The organism is Aminobacter sp. P4_D5, from assembly GCF_056401815.1.
This window is the reverse complement of the sequence record NZ_JBFUIP010000110.1, coordinates 1-18,608: the sequence shown is the minus strand read 5'-3', so window position 1 is coordinate 18,608 and position 18,608 is coordinate 1. Positions and strand designations below refer to the sequence as shown.

Annotated in this window: 21 protein-coding genes; 3 read left to right on the top strand and 18 right to left on the bottom strand. The window is 62.9% G+C overall.

Annotated features, from left to right (window positions below; translation table 11 throughout):
* The 9 genes from AC1DWF_RS21065 to mdh form a co-directional block, all read right to left on the bottom strand.
* Window positions 1-407: SDR family NAD(P)-dependent oxidoreductase (locus tag AC1DWF_RS21065; protein ID WP_476842021.1), on the bottom strand; the 407-nt coding region annotated here is incomplete at its 3' end.
* Window positions 404-898 carry a hypothetical protein gene (locus AC1DWF_RS21060; protein WP_476782451.1) on the bottom strand — a complete coding sequence of 165 codons (495 nt, stop codon included), beginning with the start codon at window positions 896-898 and terminating at the stop codon, window positions 404-406. The genes AC1DWF_RS21060 and AC1DWF_RS21065, both read right to left, overlap by 4 nt.
* Window positions 898-1,542, bottom strand: a complete 645-nt coding sequence (locus AC1DWF_RS21055) for a LysE family transporter (RefSeq protein WP_476782450.1) — start codon at window positions 1,540-1,542, stop codon at window positions 898-900. The genes AC1DWF_RS21060 and AC1DWF_RS21055 overlap by 1 nt, the downstream gene beginning before the upstream one ends.
* Window positions 1,539-1,997, bottom strand: coding sequence for a VOC family protein (locus AC1DWF_RS21050; RefSeq protein ID WP_476782449.1), 459 nt, complete (start codon window positions 1,995-1,997; stop codon window positions 1,539-1,541). The genes AC1DWF_RS21055 and AC1DWF_RS21050 overlap by 4 nt, the downstream gene beginning before the upstream one ends.
* A 67-nt stretch (window positions 1,998-2,064) precedes the next feature.
* Window positions 2,065-3,318, bottom strand: a complete 1,254-nt coding sequence (gene odhB, locus AC1DWF_RS21045; RefSeq protein ID WP_476782448.1) for a 2-oxoglutarate dehydrogenase complex dihydrolipoyllysine-residue succinyltransferase — start codon at window positions 3,316-3,318, stop codon at window positions 2,065-2,067.
* Window positions 3,319-3,341: 23 nt separating this feature from the next.
* Complete coding sequence (locus tag AC1DWF_RS21040; RefSeq protein WP_476842020.1) at window positions 3,342-6,329, bottom strand: 2-oxoglutarate dehydrogenase E1 component; 2,988 nt, start codon at window positions 6,327-6,329, stop codon at window positions 3,342-3,344.
* Between the two features lie 123 nt (window positions 6,330-6,452).
* Window positions 6,453-7,349 carry a succinate--CoA ligase subunit alpha gene (sucD, locus tag AC1DWF_RS21035; RefSeq protein WP_476782446.1) on the bottom strand — a complete coding sequence of 299 codons (897 nt, stop codon included), beginning with the start codon at window positions 7,347-7,349 and terminating at the stop codon, window positions 6,453-6,455.
* Between the two features lie 4 nt (window positions 7,350-7,353).
* Entirely contained in the window at window positions 7,354-8,550 is a 1,197-nt protein-coding gene (gene sucC, locus AC1DWF_RS21030; RefSeq protein WP_476789404.1) for an ADP-forming succinate--CoA ligase subunit beta, read from the bottom strand.
* 11 nt (window positions 8,551-8,561) lie between these two features.
* Complete coding sequence (mdh, locus tag AC1DWF_RS21025) at window positions 8,562-9,530, bottom strand: malate dehydrogenase (protein WP_476842019.1); 969 nt, start codon at window positions 9,528-9,530, stop codon at window positions 8,562-8,564.
* 229 nt (window positions 9,531-9,759) lie between these two features.
* Between mdh and AC1DWF_RS21020 the strand changes: the two genes are divergently transcribed.
* Window positions 9,760-10,035, top strand: a complete 276-nt coding sequence (locus AC1DWF_RS21020; RefSeq protein ID WP_476782443.1) for a hypothetical protein — start codon at window positions 9,760-9,762, stop codon at window positions 10,033-10,035.
* Window positions 10,005-10,202: a GNAT family N-acetyltransferase gene (locus tag AC1DWF_RS21015; protein ID WP_476782442.1), complete on the top strand. Its 198-nt coding sequence runs from the start codon at window positions 10,005-10,007 to the stop codon at window positions 10,200-10,202. The genes AC1DWF_RS21020 and AC1DWF_RS21015 overlap by 31 nt, the downstream gene beginning before the upstream one ends.
* 110 nt (window positions 10,203-10,312) lie before the next feature.
* Here the strand turns inward: AC1DWF_RS21015 and AC1DWF_RS21010 are convergent, their stop codons facing one another.
* The 4 genes from AC1DWF_RS21010 to AC1DWF_RS20995 form a co-directional block, all read right to left on the bottom strand.
* Window positions 10,313-11,020, bottom strand: a complete 708-nt coding sequence (locus tag AC1DWF_RS21010; RefSeq protein WP_476782441.1) for an outer membrane protein — start codon at window positions 11,018-11,020, stop codon at window positions 10,313-10,315.
* A 301-nt stretch (window positions 11,021-11,321) separates the two neighbouring features.
* Window positions 11,322-12,002, bottom strand: a complete 681-nt coding sequence (locus AC1DWF_RS21005; protein ID WP_476782440.1) for an outer membrane protein — start codon at window positions 12,000-12,002, stop codon at window positions 11,322-11,324.
* A 636-nt stretch (window positions 12,003-12,638) separates the two neighbouring features.
* Entirely contained in the window at window positions 12,639-13,610 is a 972-nt protein-coding gene (locus AC1DWF_RS21000) for a complex I NDUFA9 subunit family protein (protein WP_476842018.1), read from the bottom strand.
* Window positions 13,611-13,852: 242 nt separating this feature from the next.
* Window positions 13,853-14,311, bottom strand: coding sequence for a DoxX family protein (locus AC1DWF_RS20995; RefSeq protein WP_476788216.1), 459 nt, complete (start codon window positions 14,309-14,311; stop codon window positions 13,853-13,855).
* Between the two features lie 203 nt (window positions 14,312-14,514).
* Here AC1DWF_RS20995 and AC1DWF_RS20990 point away from each other — a divergent pair, with 203 nt between their 5' ends.
* On the top strand, window positions 14,515-14,712 hold the full coding sequence (locus AC1DWF_RS20990; protein ID WP_476786163.1) for a CsbD family protein: 198 nt from the start codon (window positions 14,515-14,517) through the stop codon (window positions 14,710-14,712).
* Between the two features lie 63 nt (window positions 14,713-14,775).
* Here AC1DWF_RS20990 and AC1DWF_RS20985 read toward each other — a convergent pair whose 3' ends face one another.
* From AC1DWF_RS20985 to AC1DWF_RS20965, 5 genes are all read right to left on the bottom strand, one after another.
* Window positions 14,776-15,795 (bottom strand): Ldh family oxidoreductase, encoded by a 1,020-nt coding sequence (locus AC1DWF_RS20985; RefSeq protein WP_476786164.1) that lies wholly within the window; start codon window positions 15,793-15,795, stop codon window positions 14,776-14,778.
* 5 nt (window positions 15,796-15,800) lie between these two features.
* The gene (locus AC1DWF_RS20980; protein WP_476786165.1) at window positions 15,801-16,610 is read right to left on the bottom strand and encodes an ABC transporter permease; all 810 of its coding nucleotides are present in this window, start codon (window positions 16,608-16,610) and stop codon (window positions 15,801-15,803) included.
* Window positions 16,607-17,275: an ABC transporter permease gene (locus tag AC1DWF_RS20975; protein ID WP_476786166.1), complete on the bottom strand. Its 669-nt coding sequence runs from the start codon at window positions 17,273-17,275 to the stop codon at window positions 16,607-16,609. The genes AC1DWF_RS20980 and AC1DWF_RS20975 overlap by 4 nt, the downstream gene beginning before the upstream one ends.
* A gap of 184 nt (window positions 17,276-17,459) precedes the next feature.
* Window positions 17,460-18,239, bottom strand: coding sequence for a transporter substrate-binding domain-containing protein (locus tag AC1DWF_RS20970; protein ID WP_476786167.1), 780 nt, complete (start codon window positions 18,237-18,239; stop codon window positions 17,460-17,462).
* Window positions 18,240-18,292: 53 nt separating this feature from the next.
* The coding region (locus AC1DWF_RS20965) for an ATP-binding cassette domain-containing protein (RefSeq protein ID WP_476842017.1) at window positions 18,293-18,608 on the bottom strand (316 nt) is incomplete at its 5' end.

Below are 18,608 nucleotides of genomic sequence, written 5' to 3'. Positions count from 1 at the left end.
CCACCATGCAGGCTCGACATGCGCTTCACCGCCTCGCGGGCGCACAGGATCGAGCCCACCACATTGATGCGCATCATGCGCTCCAGCCGCGCCAGGTCCATTTGGTCGACACGGGCTTTCATGTCGACGATACCGGCATTGTTGACGAAGGCGTCGAGCCGGCCATAGGCGGCGTCGACAGCTTGGAACAAGCCAAGCACGTCAGCCTCGTTGCCGACATCGCCCTTGACGGCGAACGCCTCGCCACCGGCAGCCTTGATCTCTGCCACCAGCGCATCGGCGGCATTCACGTTCGACGCATAGTTGACCGCAACGCGGTAGCCGGCCTTGGCGGCCAACCGGCAGATGGCGGCACCGATGCCCCGGCTGCCGCCGGTCACCAGCAGAACTTTGCCTTGAGCACTCATTCCTGGCACCCCTTTATCTCGAACACGTCCCACGGCACTTTGGAAAACCCGTCCGGGCCATAGGCGGCGGAGGTCCTGAGCGAATGGCCGAGGTCGGAGAAGATCAGCTTCTTCGGCGCTGCCGCCTCGGTCCGCTCGCGCGGCAAAAGCCCGACATTGCCTTGCTCGTCAACGCTGTAGATCACGCCCTGCCACACCGTGCAGGCCTCGATCTCCTCGCCGGTCACATCGCCTTCCGGGCACTGGTGCATCAGCATGCCGTTCGGCCGCGCCACGTCCTGCGACCACATCACCACGCCGTCGAGCACGACGTCACCGTCCAGCACCATCTTGAAGCTGTTGGTCACGACAGCCGATTCCAGCGTCGGCCTGAAGTCGATCTCGGCAACCTTGTCGCGGTCGCCATAGACAGCAAGCTCGATCGGGCATGCCGCATGGGCCGTCGTCGCCGACGCCATCGCCACAGCCGAAATGAGCGCTGCCAGCCGCATCAGCCGGTCTGTACCGTGGCGAGCTTCAGGCCAAGCCCGATGAAGATCATGCCGGTCGCCTTGTTGAACCAGCGGCCCCAGGCAACGAAGCGCTCGCGCACCGAAGCCATGGTGAAGAACATCGACACGCCGACGAACCATGCGATCAGCACCACCGCCATCAGCAGGCCATAGACACCCTTCACCGCAGCAGGCGTCTCATGGCTGACCATCGCGGTAAACAACGGCAGGAAAAACAGCACCGCCTTGGGGTTGAGCGCGTTGGTGACGAACCCCGTCAGGAAGCAGCGCACGGCCGAAATTTCCTTGGCCTGGTCGGCACCCTCTTGCACATCGACTGAAGCCAGCTCCATCGGGCCGGCGCGCAACGCCTTGATGCCGAGATAAAGCAGATAGGCAGCACCAGCCCACTTGATCAGCGAAAACAGCAGCAGCGACTTCGACACGATCAGCCCGATGCCCAAAATGGTATAGCTGACGTGGAACAGCAGCGACACGCCGATGCCGAAGCTGGTGATGATGGCGGCACGGCGGCCATGCACCACGCTCTGGCGCACCACCATGACGAAGTCTGCGCCCGGCACCACCATCAGCACCGAAAACACAGCCAGCAGGCCGGCAAATTCAAAAGCGTATTGCGTCATGGCCTGTCGTCCTTCACCGGCGCACCCAAAAGCGCATTGCCCAAAGCTGCACTGAATGCCCAGACATGGCCGAACGGGTCCTGGATCTTGGCGTAGCGGGCGCCCCAGAACATGTCGTCGGGCTGCATGGTGATCTTGGCCCCGGCAGCCGCCGCGCGCTCGACGGCGGCGTCCACCTCACCCGGCAGCTTCAGATTGATGTTGACGGTCATGGTGGCACCGCCCCGCGTCTGCGGCGACAGCACGTCTGCGCCGAATTCGGGAAACTCGTCGTGCAGCATCACTTCGCCGCCGAACATGGCAAGGTTCGCATGCATCACGCGAACCCCGTCATCGGCCATCTGCTCGAAGGTCTCGACCGCGTCGAACGCCTTTTCGTAGAAGGCGATCGCGGCCTTGCCGCCCTTGACGCACAGATGCACCTGGATTGGAGGAATTTCCGGTTCGAAAGCCATGATCCGGTCCTTTCGGGCAGAAGGCTAGAGAGCGGGTCTGTTCAAACCCGCTCTACACGCCTCAGCCTCAGAGGTCGAGAACCAGACGTTCCGGATCTTCCAGGCTGTCCTTGACGCGCACCAGGAAGGTCACGGCTTCCTTGCCGTCGACGATGCGGTGATCGTAGGAAAGGGCCAGATACATCATCGGACGGATGACGATCTGCCCGCCGACCACGACCGGACGATCCTGGATCTTGTGCATGCCCAAAATGCCCGACTGCGGCGCATTCAGGATCGGCGTCGACATCAGCGAACCATAGACACCACCATTGGAGATGGTGAAGGTGCCGCCCTGCATGTCGGCGACCGACAGCTTGCCATCGCGCGCGGCAAGGCCGAGCCGGCCGATTTCCTTCTCGATCTCGGCGATCGACATCTGGTCGGCATCGCGCACGACCGGAACCACCAGGCCCTTTTCGGTGCCGACGGCGACGCCGACATGGGCGAAGTTCTTGTAGATGATGTCGGTGCCATCGATCTCGGCGTTGACGGCCGGGATTTCCTTCAGCGCATGCGTCACCGCCTTGGTGAAGAAGCCCATGAAGCCGAGCTTCACGCCATGCTTCTTTTCAAAGACGTCCTTGTACTTGGTGCGCAACGCCATCACGGCGCTCATGTCGACCTCGTTGAAGGTGGTCAGCATGGCAGCCGCCGACTGCGCTTCCTTGAGGCGGCGCGCGATCGTCTGGCGCAGCTTGGTCATGCGCACGCGCTCTTCGCGCGGTGCATCGACAGCGCTTGAGGGGACGCGCGCGACCACCGGGGCAGCAACCGGAGCAGCGGCGGGCACGGAAATGCCCTTGGTGATGGCGTCGAGCACGTCGCCCTTCAGCACCTGGCCGCGCTTGCCCGATCCGGCGACCTGATCGACCGACAGGTTGGTCTCGGCGAGCAGCTTGGCGGCAGCCGGTGCCGGCGGCATCTTGCGTTCTTCAATCGCCGTGGCGCCTGCAACCGAGGCGGTCTGCGCCACGGCTTCCTTGACGGTCGAGGCCGTCGCCTGGGCCACAGCCGCCGGCTTTGCAGCAGCAACTGCGCCGTCGCCGGCACCGATGGTGCCGAGCAGCGCGCCGACGCCAACGGTCTCGCCTTCCTTGACGGTCAGCTCGACCAGAACACCGGCGGAAGGTGCCGGCACTTCGATGGTGACCTTGTCGGTTTCGAGTTCAACCAGGGGCTCGTCGGCGACGATCACGTCGCCAGCCTTCTTGAACCACTTGCCGATCGTTGCCTCGGACACGGATTCGCCGAGGGTAGGGACACGGATTTCGGTAGCCATTTTTTGCCTGTCCGTTCTTTAAGTTATTCGCCGAGGGCGTCGTCGAGGAACGCCTCGAGTTGTGCCTTGTGCTTGGACATCAAGCCCGTCGCCGGAGAGGCGGCGGCCGGACGGCCGGTGTAACGCACGCGCTGGTGCTTGGCGTCGATATGGGCGAGTACCCATTCCAGGTACGGGTCGATGAACGACCACGCACCCATGTTCTTGGGCTCTTCCTGGCACCATACCATTTCCGCGTTGCGGAAGCGGCTGAGTTCGGTGATCAGCGCCTTGGCCGGGAACGGATAGAGCTGCTCGACGCGCAACAGATAGATGTCGTCGATGCCGCGCTTCTCGCGCTCCTCATAGAGATCGTAATAGACCTTGCCGGTGCAGAGCACGACGCGGCGGATCTTCGAATCCTTGACCAGCTTGATCGGCTCGTTGTCGAGATACTGGGCGTCGTCCCACAGAAGACGGTGGAACGAGCTCTCGCCCGAGATCTCCGACAGCGAAGACACCGCCCGCTTGTGGCGCAGCAGCGACTTCGGCGTCATCASGATCAGCGGCTTGCGGWAGTYGCGCTTCAGCTGCCGGCGCAGGRYGTGGAAGTAGTTGGCCGGCGTCGTGACGTTGGCCACCTGCATGTTGTCTTCAGCGCAGAGCTGCAGGWAGCGCTCMAGGCGYGCSGASGARTGCTCCGGCCCCTGGCCTTCMTRGCCGTGCGGCAGAAGGCAGACGAGACCCGACATGCGSAGCCACTTGSKTTCGCCCGAGGAGATGAACTGGTCGAACACCACCTGCGCGCCGTTGGCGAAGTCGCCGAACTGCGCYTCCCACAAGGTCAGCGCCTTGGGCTCGGCCAGCGAGTAGCCGTATTCGAAGCCGAGCACGGCCTCTTCCGAGAGCATCGAGTTGATGACCTCGTAGCCGGCCTGTGCCGCCGACAGGTTGTTGAGCGGAATGTAGCGTGTCTCGTCCTTCTGGTCGTACAGCACCGAATGGCGCTGCGAGAATGTGCCACGCTCCGAATCCTGGCCGGAAAGGCGGATCGGGTTGCCGTCGAGCAGGATCGAGCCGAACGCCAGCGCTTCCGCCGTCGACCAGTCGATGCCTTCGCCCGATTCGATCATCTTGCGGCGCGTTTCGAGGAAACGGCTGATCGTCTTGTGCGCCTCGAAATCGGCAGGCACCTCGGTCAGCTTCTTGCCGATTTCCTTCAGCGTCTTGACCGGCATGGCGGTCTTGCCGCGACGCTGTTCGTCCTGGTTGTCGGCCGTGCGCAGGCCCGACCAGGCACCATCCAGCCAGTCGGCCTTGTTGGGCTTGTAGGCCTGGCCGATCTCCCACTCGGTTTCGAGATGCGCACGCCAGTCGGCGCGCATCTTGTCGAGCTCGGCCTGGGCCATCTGGCCATCCGCGATCAGCTTGTCGGCATAGATCTGCACCGTGGTCTTGTGGGTGCGGATGTTGCGGTACATCAGCGGCTGGGTGAACGCAGGCTCATCGCCTTCATTGTGGCCAAAGCGGCGGTAGCAGAACATGTCCACGACCACCGGCTTGTGGAACTTCATGCGGAATTCGGTCGCGACCTTGGCCGCGAACACCACCGCTTCCGGATCGTCGCCATTGACGTGGAAGATCGGCGCTTCGATCATCTTGGCAACGTCGGACGGGTAAGGCGACGAGCGCGAGAAGCGCGGGTTCGTCGTGAAGCCGATCTGGTTGTTGATGATGAAATGCAGCGTGCCGGCAACGCGATGGCCGCGCAGGCCAGACAGGCCGAGGATTTCGGCGATCACGCCCTGGCCGGCGAATGCGGCATCGCCGTGCAGCAGAAGCGGCATCACCTTGGCACGCTCTTCCTGCGGCACGATCTCGCCACGCGCACGACCAAACAGCTGGTCCTGCTTTGCGCGTGCCTTGCCCATCACCACGGGATCGACGATCTCGAGATGCGAGGGATTGGCCGTCAGCGACAGGTGGACCTTGTTGCCGTCGAATTCGCGGTCCGAGGAAGCGCCGAGATGGTACTTCACGTCGCCCGAGCCTTCGACGTCGTCAGGCGCGTAGGAACCGCCCTTGAACTCGTGGAAGATGGCGCGGTGCGGCTTGGCCATGACCTGGCTGAGCACGTTGAGGCGGCCGCGGTGGGCCATGCCGAACACGACCTCCTTGAGGCCGAGCGAACCACCGCGCTTGAGGATCTGCTCGAGTGCGGGGATCAGCGCTTCGCCGCCGTCGAGGCCGAAGCGCTTGGTGCCCTTGTACTTGACGTCGATGAATTGCTCGAAACCCTCGGCCTCGACCAGCTTCTGCAGGATCGCCTTCTTGCCTTCGTCGGTGAAGGCGATCGCCTTGTCGGGTCCCTCGATGCGGGCCTGGATCCATGCCTTCTCCTCGGGATCGGAGATGTGCATGAACTCGACGCCGAGCGTCGAGCAATAGGTGCGCTTGAGGATTTCGAGCATGTCGCGGATGGTCGCGTATTCGAGCCCGAGCACATGGTCGATGAAGATCGGCCGGTCGTAGTCGGCTTCGGTGAAGCCATAGGCCTCGGGCGACAGCTCGTTATAGTCTTCGAGCGGCTTGGCGATGCCCAGCGGATCGAGATTGGCGTGCAGATGGCCGCGCATGCGGTAGGCGCGGATCATCATGATCGCGCGCACGGAATCGCGCGTCGCCTGGAGCACATCGGTCGGCGAAGGGGCAGCGCCGGCGGCGACAGCCTTGTCCTTGACCTTCTTTTCGATGAGCTTTTCGACCATGCCCCAGTTGCCGTCGAGCGCGGAAACCAGTTCGCCATTGGCCTGCAGCGGCCAGCTCGGCGTCGACCACGAAGCGCCCTTGGCGTTCTTGCGGATGTCGACGGCGTCGTCCTTCAGCGCCGAAAAGAAATCGCGCCACTCGGGATCGACCGCTTCGGGGTCATCGAGATAGGCGGCGTGAAGCGCCTCGATATAGTCGGCATTGCCGCCATAGAGGAACGAAGTGAGGGAAAATTGGTCGTTGGCCTGATCTGATCGTGCCATCTTATCGCTCGGAGCCTCTGGCTCCGTCTCCTTTGTCAAAAGGGAGTAGGGGAGTAAGGCGGTAGGGCATTAGGTTCGATTACCTTACTGCCCTATTGCCCTACTCCCCTATTGCCTTAGCCCTTAGCCCTTGATCGCCTCGACCAGCGTAGTGCCGAGACGTGCCGGCGATGGTGACACGCGGATGCCCGCTGCCTCCATGGCCGAAATCTTGTCTTCCGCGCCGCCCTTGCCGCCCGAGATCACGGCACCGGCATGGCCCATGGTGCGGCCTTCCGGTGCTGTGCGCCCGGCGATGAAGCCGGCCATCGGCTTCTTGCGGCCGCGCTTGGCTTCGTCGATGAGGAACTGCGCTGCGTCCTCTTCGGCCGAGCCGCCGATTTCGCCGATCATGATGATCGACTTGGTTTCCTCGTCGGCCAGGAACATCTCGAGCATGTCGATGAATTCCGTGCCCTTGACCGGGTCGCCGCCGATGCCGACAGCCGTCGACTGGCCGAGACCGGCGTTCGTCGTCTGGAACACCGCTTCATAGGTAAGCGTGCCGGAGCGCGAAACAACGCCCACCGAACCCTTGCGGAAGATGTTGCCCGGCATGATGCCGATCTTGCACTGGTCGGGCGTGACGATGCCGGGGCAGTTCGGCCCGATCAGGCGCGAGGTCGAGCGGTCGAGACGCGCCTTGACCTTGATCATGTCCATGACCGGAATGCCTTCGGTGATGCACACGATCAGCGGGATCTCGGCGTCGATCGCCTCGATGATCGCAGCAGCGGCACCCGCCGGCGGCACATAGACCACGGACGCGTTGGCGCCGGTCTTTTCCTTGCCTTCGGCAACCGTCGAGAAGATCGGCAGCGGCACGGAGCCGTCCCACTTCTCGCCGCCCTTCTTGGGGTGGATGCCGCCGACCATCTTGGTGCCGTGATAGGCCAGCGCCTGCTCGGTGTGGAACGAACCGGTGTTGCCGGTCAGGCCCTGCACCAGGATCTTGGTGTTCTTGTCGATGAGAATGGACATTGGCTCAGTTTCCCTTCACCGCGGCGACGATCTTCTTCGCCGCATCATCAAGGTCGTCGGCGGAAACGACGTTCAGCCCGCTCTCGTTGATGATCTTCTTGCCAAGCTCCGCATTGGTGCCTTCGAGGCGCACCACTAGCGGAACCTTGAGCCCGACTTCCTTGACGGCCGCGATCACGCCCTCGGCGATGATGTCGCATTTCATGATGCCGCCGAAGATGTTGATCAGGATGCCCTTCACGGCCGGATCGGCGGTGATGATCTTGAACGCCGCCGTCACCTTCTCCTTGGAAGCGCCGCCGCCGACGTCGAGGAAGTTGGCGGGTTCGGCACCGTAGAGCTTGATGATGTCCATCGTCGCCATGGCGAGGCCGGCACCGTTGACCATGCAGCCGATGTTGCCGTCGAGCGCCACGTAAGCGAGGTCATATTTCGACGCCTCGATTTCCTTGGCGTCTTCTTCGGTGGTGTCGCGCAGCTCGAGCACGTCGGGGTGACGGAATAGCGCGTTGTTATCGAACGACACCTTGGCGTCGAGCACGCGCAGGCGGCCGTTCTTCATGACGATCAGCGGGTTGACCTCGAGCAGGCTCATGTCCTTGTCGACAAACGCCTTGTAGAGGATCGGAAACAGCGTCTCGCCGTCGCTTGCTGCTTCGCCCGAAAGCTTCAGCGCCGCATTCAGCGCCTTGAGATCGTCAGCGGTCACGCCCTTTTCCGGGTCGATCGCAACGGTGATGATCTTTTCGGGCGTATCATGCGCCACAGCTTCGATGTCCATGCCGCCTTCGGTCGAAACCACGAAGGCGACGCGGCCGACGGAACGGTCGACCAGGATCGACAGGTACAGTTCGCGGTCGATGTCGGCGCCGTCTTCGATGTAGAGGCGATTGACCTGCTTGCCGGCCGGGCCGGTCTGCTTGGTCACCAGCGTGTTGCCGAGCATTTCCTTGGAAAACGCCACGACCTCTTCGATCGACTTGGCGAGACGCACGCCGCCCTTGGCATCAGCCGGCAGTTCCTTGAACTTGCCCTTGCCGCGGCCGCCGGCGTGGATCTGGCTCTTCACGACATAAAGCGGACCCGGCAGCGCCTTGGCCGCCGCTTCCGCCTCTTCGATCTTGAACACGGGCACGCCGTCAGCGACGGGCGCACCGAAACCCTTCAAGAGCTGCTTGCCCTGATATTCGTGGATGTTCATGCGCTTGATCCTTACTTCGTGGCGAGGTTCGGCGCGATGGCGACGCAGGCTTCGCAAAGGCCCTTCACGGCCTCGACCGACTTTTCGAACATCTTCTGCTCGGCCTTGTTGAAGTCGATCTCGATGATGCGCTCGACGCCGCCGGCACCAATCACCACCGGCACGCCGACATACATGTCCTTGATGCCATACTGGCCCGACAGATGCGTTGCGCAAGGCAGCACGCGCTTCTTGTCCTTGAGATAGGCCTCGGCCATGGAAATCGCCGAAGATGCCGGAGCGTAGTAGGCCGAGCCGGTCTTGAGCAGGCCGACGATCTCGCCGCCGCCCTTGCGGGTGCGCTCGACGATGGCGTCGAGCTTTTCCTGGCTGGTCCAGCCCATCTTGATGAGGTCCGGCAGCGGAATGCCGGCAACCGTCGAATAGCGCACCATCGGCACCATGTCGTCGCCGTGGCCGCCGAGCGTCATGGCGGAGACGTCTTCGACCGAAACCTTGAACTCTTCAGCCAGGAAGTGGCGGAAGCGCGCCGAGTCGAGCACGCCGGCCATGCCGACGACGTGGCTCTTGGGCAGGCCCGAGAACTTCTGCAGCGCCCAGACCATGRCGTCGAGCGGGTTGGTGATGCAGATGACGAACGCCTTGGGGGCATACTTCTTGATGCCGGCGCCGACCTGTTCCATCACTTTGAGGTTGATGCCAAGCAGGTCGTCGCGGCTCATGCCGGGCWTGCGCGGSAMGCCYGCGGTGACGATGCAGACATCGGCGCCTTCGATGCCGGCATAATCGTTGACGCCGGTGAAGCGCGAGTCGAAGCCGTCGACCGGCGAGGACTGGGCGATGTCGAGGCCCTTGCCCTGCGGGGTGCCTTCGGCAATATCAAACAGAACCACGTCGCCGAGGTCTTTGAGGCCGATCATATGGGCGAGCGTGCCGCCGATCATGCCGGAGCCGATGAGGGCTATCTTGTTGCGTGCCATGAAGGAATTTCCCTTTGCCTTTAACGACGCCGTGGCGGCGGGTGGAGTAGGTTTGGGCCAGAGAGGCTGCGAGAATGTAGCCAGAAATAGCGGCTCGCAATAGCTCCGTGGCCAAAAAAATTCAACCGATTATTTCGACATCAACTATTTCAATCGGTTAGAAACAACGGGATTTACGTAAACGTCAAAGTTTTGTGACGACTTTACGAAGAAATGGTGAAGAAGCACGATGCCATCCATTGTAATCCGCAGGCTTTCTCCCGGCGACGAACACCTGCTCGACAATGTCGCCGACGACGTCTTCGACGAAGCCGTCGATCCGGCACGGCTCACTGCCTGCCTTGCTTCCCCAGGCCATCTTCTTTTCGTGGCCCTCGATGATGGCCAGGTTGTGGCACAGGCCGCCGGCATGGTTCACCGCCATCCCGACAAGCCTACGGAGCTTTATGTCGACGAGGTCGGCGTCTCGCCGGCATGGCAACGCCCGGCATCGCCAATCTGCTGATGGACGCGCTCTTCGCCGCCGGCCGCGAGGCAGGCTGCGAGGAAGCATGGCTCGGCACCGAGCTGGACAATGTCCCTGCCCGAGCGCTGTACGCCGCGCGCAAGGAACCGGCAGGCCCGGCGGAAACCTTCGTCATGTATGTCTATGATCTCAACGTGGACGGCTGACCGACCGCGCCCATTGATTTTCGCCCTGGCGTGGAAAATGTCTCCACGCTTGCCACGGGCAAACAAAAACCCCGGCACAAGGCCGGGGCTTTGGGTCGGCAAAAGCCTGATCAGAACTTGTAGGCGAGACCGACGCGAACATCGTTGGTGGTCACCCCGACCTCGCCGGCAGCCAGCCCATCGGACATATCGAAATTGCCGAAATCCGTGTAGCGATACTCTGCCCGGCCGATCAGACTGTCGGTAAATGCGTATTCGAGACCCGCGCCGAGCGTCCAGCCGACCATCGTATCGTCGGCCGAGGCCGCAGTCACGCCCGCAGCGGTGAACCTGGTCGCATCGACGCCGCCAAATGCCAGGCCACCGGCGATGTAAGGCAAGAACCGATCCATCGCATAACCTGCCTTCATGCGCAGGGCGCCGGTCCAGTTGAGCTGATAGTCGACGCCGGCATCGAACGGCCCGGTAACGCCGTTGAGCGCTGCCTCGCCAAAGCCGTCGGCATTGGTCCAGGCGATATCGCCATCCACGCCGAGCACGACATTGTTGGTGAATTGATAGTTGTATCCGGCATAGATGCCGCCGAGCCAGCCATCGATACTGCCATCGGCGGAAAGGCCGGGAAGGCCTTGGACTCCAAAGGACCCGTCGCCCCAGAGATAGCCCGTCTGCACCCCGAAATAACCGCCGGTCCAGCTGAAGATGGGCGGCGCAACCTCTATAGGCACAGGTGGGGCCTCAACCACCGGCATGTCGGCCGCGGAAGCCACGCCAGCAAGGCCAAGCAAAAATGCGGAAGTAAGGAACACTCGTTTCACGGCTACGCTCCATATCAGCCCCACCTAATACATATCACAACTACCGGCTTTGGACACCCGATCGATCGTTCGGCTCCGCCTGTAGCCTTGCGGCAACAGTTCCGGTGTCGGCGCGGGCATCAAGGGCCGCGCACGGAGGTCGGAGTGGCCCCGGAAAGATGGCCGGATTGCCGCGTTCCGGCTCGTGCGTTGCGTGGAACTTTTTTCCACGGATGGAGCTGATTTCTTTCTGCCCGGCAGACCGCACCCCAAAAAAAACCCCGGCGCGAGGCCGGGGTTTGGGTTTGCAGCCGCGCTACCCTCAGAACTTGTAGGCGACGCCGAACCGAACGTCGTGCGTGTTGAGCTCCGCGGTTGCGAGCGGAGTCAGATCGAAATCGCCGAAATCCGTATAGCGATACTCGACGCGGCCGATGAGATTGTCGGTAAAGGCGTAGTCGACACCGGCACCGGCAGTCCATCCGACCATCGTGTCACCCATGATCGGGCTGATCGGAAAGCCATCGTCGATGGCATGGACGTTGACGTCAGCGAACGCAACGCCGCCGGCAATGTAGGGCAGCAGCCGATCCATCGCGTAACCGACCTTCACGCGCGCCGCGCCGGACCAGTTGAGCTCATACACGTCGCCGATCTCGGGTGGCGGAAGCGGGACACCGAAGGGATCATACGCCTGCCCGAAACCATCGGCATTGCCGACCGTAAGATCGGCTTCGACACCGATTACGACCTGGTTCGCCAGTTGATGGTTGTAGCCGGCATAAACGCCGCCAAGCCAACCATCGACATCGGGCTCGGAATTCCAGCCGGTTGCAGCCGTCGTCCGCCCATTGCCCCAGAGATGACCGGCCTGCACACCGGCATATCCGCCGGTCCAGACGAAGGTGCCCGCCGGCTGGGCCGCGGATGTGACATCCGCAGCCAGTGCGGCACTGGTGGATACGGCAATCAGCCACGCCGCCCCAAACGTCATCAATTTCATTCGCCTCTGCTCCTTCGCTATTTTCGACTCACGCAAGGGGAACCCTGCAGCTTGGCGACATGCCCCGCAGCTTCAGTCAGGGGAATACGGCAGATGGCGTATATCGCCAGAGGTCGACGCGGGCAGCACTCGACCTGTCACCATCTGTCAGCATCAAGCGTGGATAGCCGGCCCAATTTTTCCACGCCCCTCCGACCTGCCGTATCATTCACCTTGCGATCTTCCACGGGACCCCGGTGCGCACCGGGCAGCGGGGGGAAGCGCCGGTGCCGGGCTGGCAGGAGGCCGGATCTCCTGCTGGGTGATGAGCCCCCAAGCCCGGGCCTTGCGGCGGCTGGCGGTGAAAGCCGAGGCGACTGAGCGGGGCAAGAACACCGAGCGGGGCGCGAACGTCGCGCCACATATTATCAATCGGAAGGCACGGCCTCGCGCCCCGCTTCCCGAACTACCTCCCGAAAGGGAGTGTTCTTTGACAAAGGCCAGGCGCGAAAGCGAGCGTGGCGCTGAATAAGTGCGGGCCAAGGCGACGGAGGTCGCGCTGAAGCCGATTGCGGCGGCCAGCGCCGAGGTGAAGGCACTGGCGACGACGAGAAGGCAGGAGGGCGGCGAGGGCGCCCATGCGCCCTCGGTTCGCGCTCAGGCTTCCCGGCGGGTGAACTGGCCGGCGTAGCGGTAGCGCCAGAGGTAGCTCGGCAGGATCGAGGCGGTGGACTTGGGTGCGATACCGACAGCGGCGATGGTGCGGCCCTCGTCTTGTGCTGCCTTCGACACGATATTGTCGGAGCGCAGCAGCATGACCTGGTCCTTGGTCAGAAGCGGATTGGGCAACAGGCCGAGCACGGAGGCCTGAAGGTTTGCCGCCCACCATGGCATGGGCATCAGGATGCGCTTGCGGTCGATGACATCGAGCATCTCTTCCATGCACTGCTTGAAGCTCAGCACCTGCGGCCCGCCGAGTTCATAGGTCGAGCCGCGCTCGACCTTGCCGTCGACGGCACGCGCAACGGCTTCGGCAACGTCGCCGACATAGATCGGCTGAAACAGGGTTTCGCCGCCGCCGATGAGCGGCAGCACCGGCGAGAAACGGGCCATGTTGGCGAAGCGGTTGAAGAAGCCATCCTCAGGTCCGAAGACGATCGACGGGCGATAGATGACCGCGTCCGGCACGGTGTCCATAACGGCCTTTTCGCCACGCGCCTTGGTCTGGGCGTAGACGGACTCGGAATGGGCATTGGCACCGAGCGCCGAGACATGCGTCAGTGAGGCGCCGACCGCGCGCGCGGCTTCGGCAACGGCGCGGGCGCCAAATTCGTGCACAGTCGAGAATCGCTGCCGTCCGCTTTCATGCAGGATGCCGACGAGATTGATGACATGCGATGCGCCCTGGACGGCGYGGTCGACCGACCAGCGTACGCGCAAATTGGCCTGGACCGGCTGGATCTGGCCGACATTGCCGAGCGGCTGCAGGTGGAAGGCGAGGTCGGGGCGACGGCAGGCGACCCGCACCAGATACCCACGCTGAGCCAGCGCCCGTACGACATGGCGGCCAAGGAAGCCGGAGCCGCCAAATACGGTCACAAGTTCAGGGGTCTGCAGAATTTCGGTCATCGCTGGCTCCGGTCGCCAAAAAGGGGCATGGGATGTAGCGTTTCTTAGCCCGTTTCGCGAAAAAGGCAATCATCGACACTTGCCACGGAGCGGCCCGCGCCGAAGTGGCGCGGGCTTGTGGTTTGCCTTGGGAGGCTAGCTCTAAGCATGATCCCGAAAAGTGGAAACCGGTTTTCGGAAAAGATCATGCGCAATCAAAAAAACTGGAGCCCCATCCCGATTCTATCGGGATGGAACAGGCTCTAGAATTCGCGGCCGAGACGCGCGTCGACCGAGTGGCGGTTGCCGCCGCGTACGGCGAAAAACAGGAAGATCGCGGCCCAGATGATCGACTTCTCAGCGCCCTGGTAGCCCTGGCTCATGGTGATCCAGTGGAACCAGACGGTGACCAGCAGAACGAACATGGCGGCAAAGGCGGCCGGGCGCGTGAACAGGCCGATGACGATCAGGATGCCGCCGAAAAACTCGGTGCAGGACAACAGCAGCGACCAGAAGGCGCCCGGGTAGAAGCCAAGGCCCTCGACCATTCCGGCAGCACCGAACGGGTCGGAGATCTTGCCGAGGCCGTGGGTGACAAGGGCAGCGCCGGCAACGACGCGCAGGATCGTTTCGGCGGAATCATGCAGGTTCGAATAAAGGCCGCGAAGCGCGGGAATGAAAAGTCGGCGGCCGGAATTTTCGGTCGTCAGGGTCAAGGACATGTCTCCGTTTGCGGGCTATGCATGATTGAAATGTTGCAATGCACCAACGCCGCAAAGGTTGCGTCACGGTCAAGTCAACAAGGTTTGATATAAAGATGATTGACAAAATCAACTTTTAAAAATGTCGGAACCTGGCAGCGCCCGAGGCGTTCACTCCTCAGTGCGGCGGACCTGTCGTGCCTATCCCGTAAGGAGAAAAGCAAATGAATTGGAATCAGATCGAAGGCAATTGGGAGCAGTTCAAGGGCAAGGTTCAGAGCCAATGGGGCAAGCTCACGGACGACGACCTCGACGTCATCAAGGGCAAGCGCAAGGAACTGGCGGGCCGTCTTCAGGCGCGTTATGGCAAGGCTCAGGAAGAGGCTGAGAAAGATATCGACACCTGGCTGTCGCGCCACTGAACAGCCTTATGACAATTCGGCCTGCATGGCCGCGCAAAGCCCCGCCAGGCGCGGGGCTTTCGTTCATTCGGCGTGCCGTGCTGCGAACTCGGTAATGCGCGCATGCACCGCCACTGGCACGGTGATGCCTTCGGCTTCCGATCGGGCGCGAGCCGCGGCTTTTGCCAGGCCTGGGATGTGGACGCCGTAGCGGCCCGACAGCCTGTCGATCTGGACGCGCATGCGGATATCGAAGCCGGGATCGAACAGCTTTGGGTCGAGCGCCGCCACAAACAGCCCAGTGCCCGGCGACTGATGGCCCTCTGTGATCGACGGAGCGTCGAGCGACCAGTTGGCGCCTGACACACCGGCGGCAAGCACCTCGACCATCAAGGCGATATTGGCGCCGCGCGCGCCGCCAAAGGCCAGCAGCACGCCCTTCATCGCCTTTTTGGCGTCGGTTGTCGGCTTCCCCCTGGCATCGAGCGCCCAGCCCTCGGGGATCGCTTCGCCGGCATGCGCTGCCTCGCGGACATTCACGAAGGCGGTCGCGCTTGACGATTGGTCGATGATCAGTGGCGGTCCATCGACGACAGGTGCCGCCAGCGATATCGGATTGGTGCAAAAGACCGGCTTGGTCGATCCGGAGCCGGCAACCAATGCCGGGCCGTTGGTGGCGGCCAGCGCCACCAGCCCTGCCTCGGCGAGGCGGCCGGTGAAATAGCCGAGCGCGCCGCAGGTATAGGCATTCTTTTGCGAGAAGATGGTGACGCCGAACAGCCTTGCCGCCTTGGCGATGTCGTTGAAGCTGCGGTCGAAACCGGTATGTGCGGCCCCGCCCTGGCCATCGGACAGGTAGATCGCCAGCGCTGGCCGGTGGATGACTGGCTCTGCCTTGCCGTCCATACGGCCGGCTTCAAGCGCTTCGAGATAGTCGATGTAATGAGAAAGGCCGACGCTTGGCTGGCCGTCGGCTTCAGCGGCGACGGCGGCAAGGGCGATGGAGCGCGCGGTCTCTTCGCTGGCGCCAGCACCCATGGCTGCCGAGATGCACAGTGAACGTGCCTCGTCGAGGTTGAGTGTGACGGTCTTGGTATGCGGCATGGGCGTTATCCCAGTCTGGCCGGAATCCGCGCCTCCAGCTTGCGGAAGGCGAAGACGAGAATGCCGGTGATGATCAGATAGATAAGAGCGAGCAGCAAGAGCGGTTCGTAGACGATGAAGGTGTCCTGGCGGACGCGCGAAGCGACAGCATAGATGTCGATGACGGTGATAGTGGCGACGAGCGGCGTTGCCTTGAGCTGAAGCACGGTTTCGCCGGCCAATGTCGGCAGCGCGCGGCTGACCGCCTGTGGCAGCCAGATCCGGCGGAACCGCTTCCACGGGCTCATGCCAAACGCGCGCGCGGCCTCCAATTGGCCCCTCGGCACACCGGCAAACGCACCGCGCATCACCTCGCCCTCATAGGCAGCGTAGGACAAGGTCAGCGCCACCACCGCGTAGGGCCAGGCTTGCCTCAGGATCGGCCAGAGTTCGGACTGCCTGATCCAGGGAAATTGCGGAAACAGCGACCCGAGCCCGTAGTAGAGCAGCCAGAGCTGGAGCAGCAGCGGGGTGCCGCGGATGACGGTGCAGAAGGCCTTGGCCGGCCAGGCGAGCCAGAACGGGCCGGCGGCCTGGGCGAGCCCGAGCGGGATGGCGAGCATGAAGCCGAGCGTGCAGGTGACGGCCAGGATCCAGATGGTGCGCCAGATGCCGAGCAGCGCCAGGTCGTAATAATTGGGCAGCCAGTCCCAGCGCATGAAGAATATGGCCGAGAACAAGAGGGCGGCGGCGATGACGATCAGCACGATGCGGTGTGGCTGCAGCCACTCCGAGCGCACGGCGGGTGTTGCCTGGGCGGGAACGGCGGCACTCACTGGCCGGTCTCCGTCACCGGCGGCATGCCGCGACGGGCCCAGCGTTCGATACGGCCGATGATGACGTTGGAGAACAGGGTCAGCAGCAGGTACAGCACGCCGGCGGCGACGAAGAAGGTGAAGTAGGCCTTGGTCGTCGCGCCCGCCTGGCGGGTTTCCTGGGTCAGTTCGTTGAAGCCGACAACGGCCAGAAGGGCGGTGTCCTTGGTGGCGATCAGCCAGAGATTGGCGAGGCCGGGAATGGCGAAAGGCAGCATCGCCGGCAAGGTGATGCGGCGCAGCATCTTGCCGGGCGCCATGCCATAGGCGCGGGCAGCCTCGATCTGGCCTTGCGGGATGGCGAGGATGGCGCCACGGATCACTTCGGTGGCGTAAGCGCCCTGGACGATGCCGAGCACGCAGATGCCGGCGACAAGGCCTGATATGTCGATCGGCGCGTAGCCGAAGCTGTCGAGCGCGCGGTTGATGAGGTCGGTGCCGGCATAATAGAGCAAAAGGATCAGCACCAACTCGGGCACGGCACGCACGACGGTAGTGTAGATCTCCATCAAGTCGCGCACCATCGGGCTGCCGTAAAGCTTGCCCCAGGCACCGGATATGCCGATCGCCAGACCAAGACCGAAGGCGCCGACCGCGATCTGGACGGAATTGGCGAGCCCACGCAAAAGGTTGGCGCCCCAGCCTGGCGGCGAGATCGATAGCAGCTCGATCGTGCCCGATTGCAGCAGCGGGGTCAGGAGATTCTCTATCGGCCTGCTCCTTGATGGCGCCTCAAGAAAAAGATGAGCGGCGATGCCAAAAACCTCGCCCCGGGTTTCGGGGCGAGGGGCTATCTGGCGTCAGTGGGCGTCACTTGCCGTAGATGTCGAAGTCGAAATACTTCTTGGTGATCTCGGCATATTTGCCGTTGTCGCGGATGGCCTTGATGGCGGCGTTGAACTTTTCCTTCAGCGCCTCGTCGCCCTTGCGCAGGCCCACGCCGACGCCCGGTCCGAGCACTTCGAGGTCTTCGGCGACGTCGCCCTTCATGTCGCAGCAAGCCTTGCCCGCATCGGTCGCAAGGTAGGTCGTAAGCGACAGCGAATCCGCCTGCACCGCGTCGATGCGGCCGGCCGCGAGGTCCGCCTGGGCCTCATCCTGAGTCTGATAGATCTTGATCTCGGCGGCACCTTCGCCGAAGTGCTTCTTGGCGTAGGCCTCGTGCACGGTCGACACCTGCACGCCGATGATCTTGCCTTTCAGCCCCTCGGGCGTGGCATCGAATTTGACGTCCTTGGCGCCGATGATGCCGGTGGGCGTGTTGTAGTACTTGTCGGAGAAGTCGATCGACTTCTTGCGCTCGTCGGTGATCGACATCGAGTTGATGATGGCGTCGATCTTCTTGGAATTGAGCGCCGGAATGAGCCCGTCCCAGGCGGTCATGGTGACGGTGCACTCGAGCTTGGCCTCGGCGCAGAGCGCTTCGATGATGTCGATCTCCCATCCGCCCCATTTGCCGGAGGCATCGGGCGACTCGAAAGGCGGATAGGGCTCTGGTGCCATGCCGACCTTGATCGCCTCGGCGCTGGCGCTCCCCGCGCTCAAGCCGAGGGCCAAGGCCAGGGCCGCTGTTGCAAGCAGTGCTTTCATGCTGTTACTCCCGTTTATCGTTGTTTTCGGATGTTCCCCTGATTTCGTCCGCGCTATCCGATGCTGCGGATGAATTGCTTGAGGCGCTCCGATTTCGGGGCACCGAAAATCTGATCGGGCGGGCCTTCTTCCTCGACCACACCGTTCCAGAGATAGATCACATGCGTTGCCACCTCGCGGGCGAACTTCATCTCATGCGTCACCAGCACCATGGTGCGGCCCTCGCGGGCGAGGTCGCCGATCACCTTGAGCACCTCGCCGACAAGTTCGGGATCGAGGGCCGAGGTCGGCTCGTCGAACAGCATGACGCGCGGCTGGACGGCGAGCGCGCGCGCGATCGCGGCGCGCTGCTGCTGCCCGCCCGAGAGA

Bases quoted from the DNA above. Each gene is read 5' to 3' on its own strand.
- AC1DWF_RS21060 (WP_476782451.1), bottom strand. From the start codon at position 898: ATGCGGCTGGCAGCGCTCATTTCGGCTGTGGCGATGGCGTCGGCGACG.
- AC1DWF_RS21055 (WP_476782450.1), bottom strand. From the start codon at position 1,542: ATGACGCAATACGCTTTTGAATTTGCCGGCCTGCTGGCTGTGTTTTCG.
- AC1DWF_RS21050 (WP_476782449.1), bottom strand. From the start codon at position 1,997: ATGGCTTTCGAACCGGAAATTCCTCCAATCCAGGTGCATCTGTGCGTC.
- odhB (WP_476782448.1), bottom strand. From the start codon at position 3,318: ATGGCTACCGAAATCCGTGTCCCTACCCTCGGCGAATCCGTGTCCGAG.
- sucD (WP_476782446.1), bottom strand. From the start codon at position 7,349: ATGTCCATTCTCATCGACAAGAACACCAAGATCCTGGTGCAGGGCCTG.
- sucC (WP_476789404.1), bottom strand. From the start codon at position 8,550: ATGAACATCCACGAATATCAGGGCAAGCAGCTCTTGAAGGGTTTCGGT.
- AC1DWF_RS21020 (WP_476782443.1), top strand. From the start codon at position 9,760: ATGCCATCCATTGTAATCCGCAGGCTTTCTCCCGGCGACGAACACCTG.
- AC1DWF_RS21015 (WP_476782442.1), top strand. From the start codon at position 10,005: ATGGCAACGCCCGGCATCGCCAATCTGCTGATGGACGCGCTCTTCGCC.
- AC1DWF_RS21005 (WP_476782440.1), bottom strand. From the start codon at position 12,002: ATGAAATTGATGACGTTTGGGGCGGCGTGGCTGATTGCCGTATCCACC.
- AC1DWF_RS20995 (WP_476788216.1), bottom strand. From the start codon at position 14,311: ATGTCCTTGACCCTGACGACCGAAAATTCCGGCCGCCGACTTTTCATT.
- AC1DWF_RS20990 (WP_476786163.1), top strand. From the start codon at position 14,515: ATGAATTGGAATCAGATCGAAGGCAATTGGGAGCAGTTCAAGGGCAAG.
- AC1DWF_RS20985 (WP_476786164.1), bottom strand. From the start codon at position 15,795: ATGCCGCATACCAAGACCGTCACACTCAACCTCGACGAGGCACGTTCA.
- AC1DWF_RS20970 (WP_476786167.1), bottom strand. From the start codon at position 18,239: ATGAAAGCACTGCTTGCAACAGCGGCCCTGGCCTTGGCCCTCGGCTTG.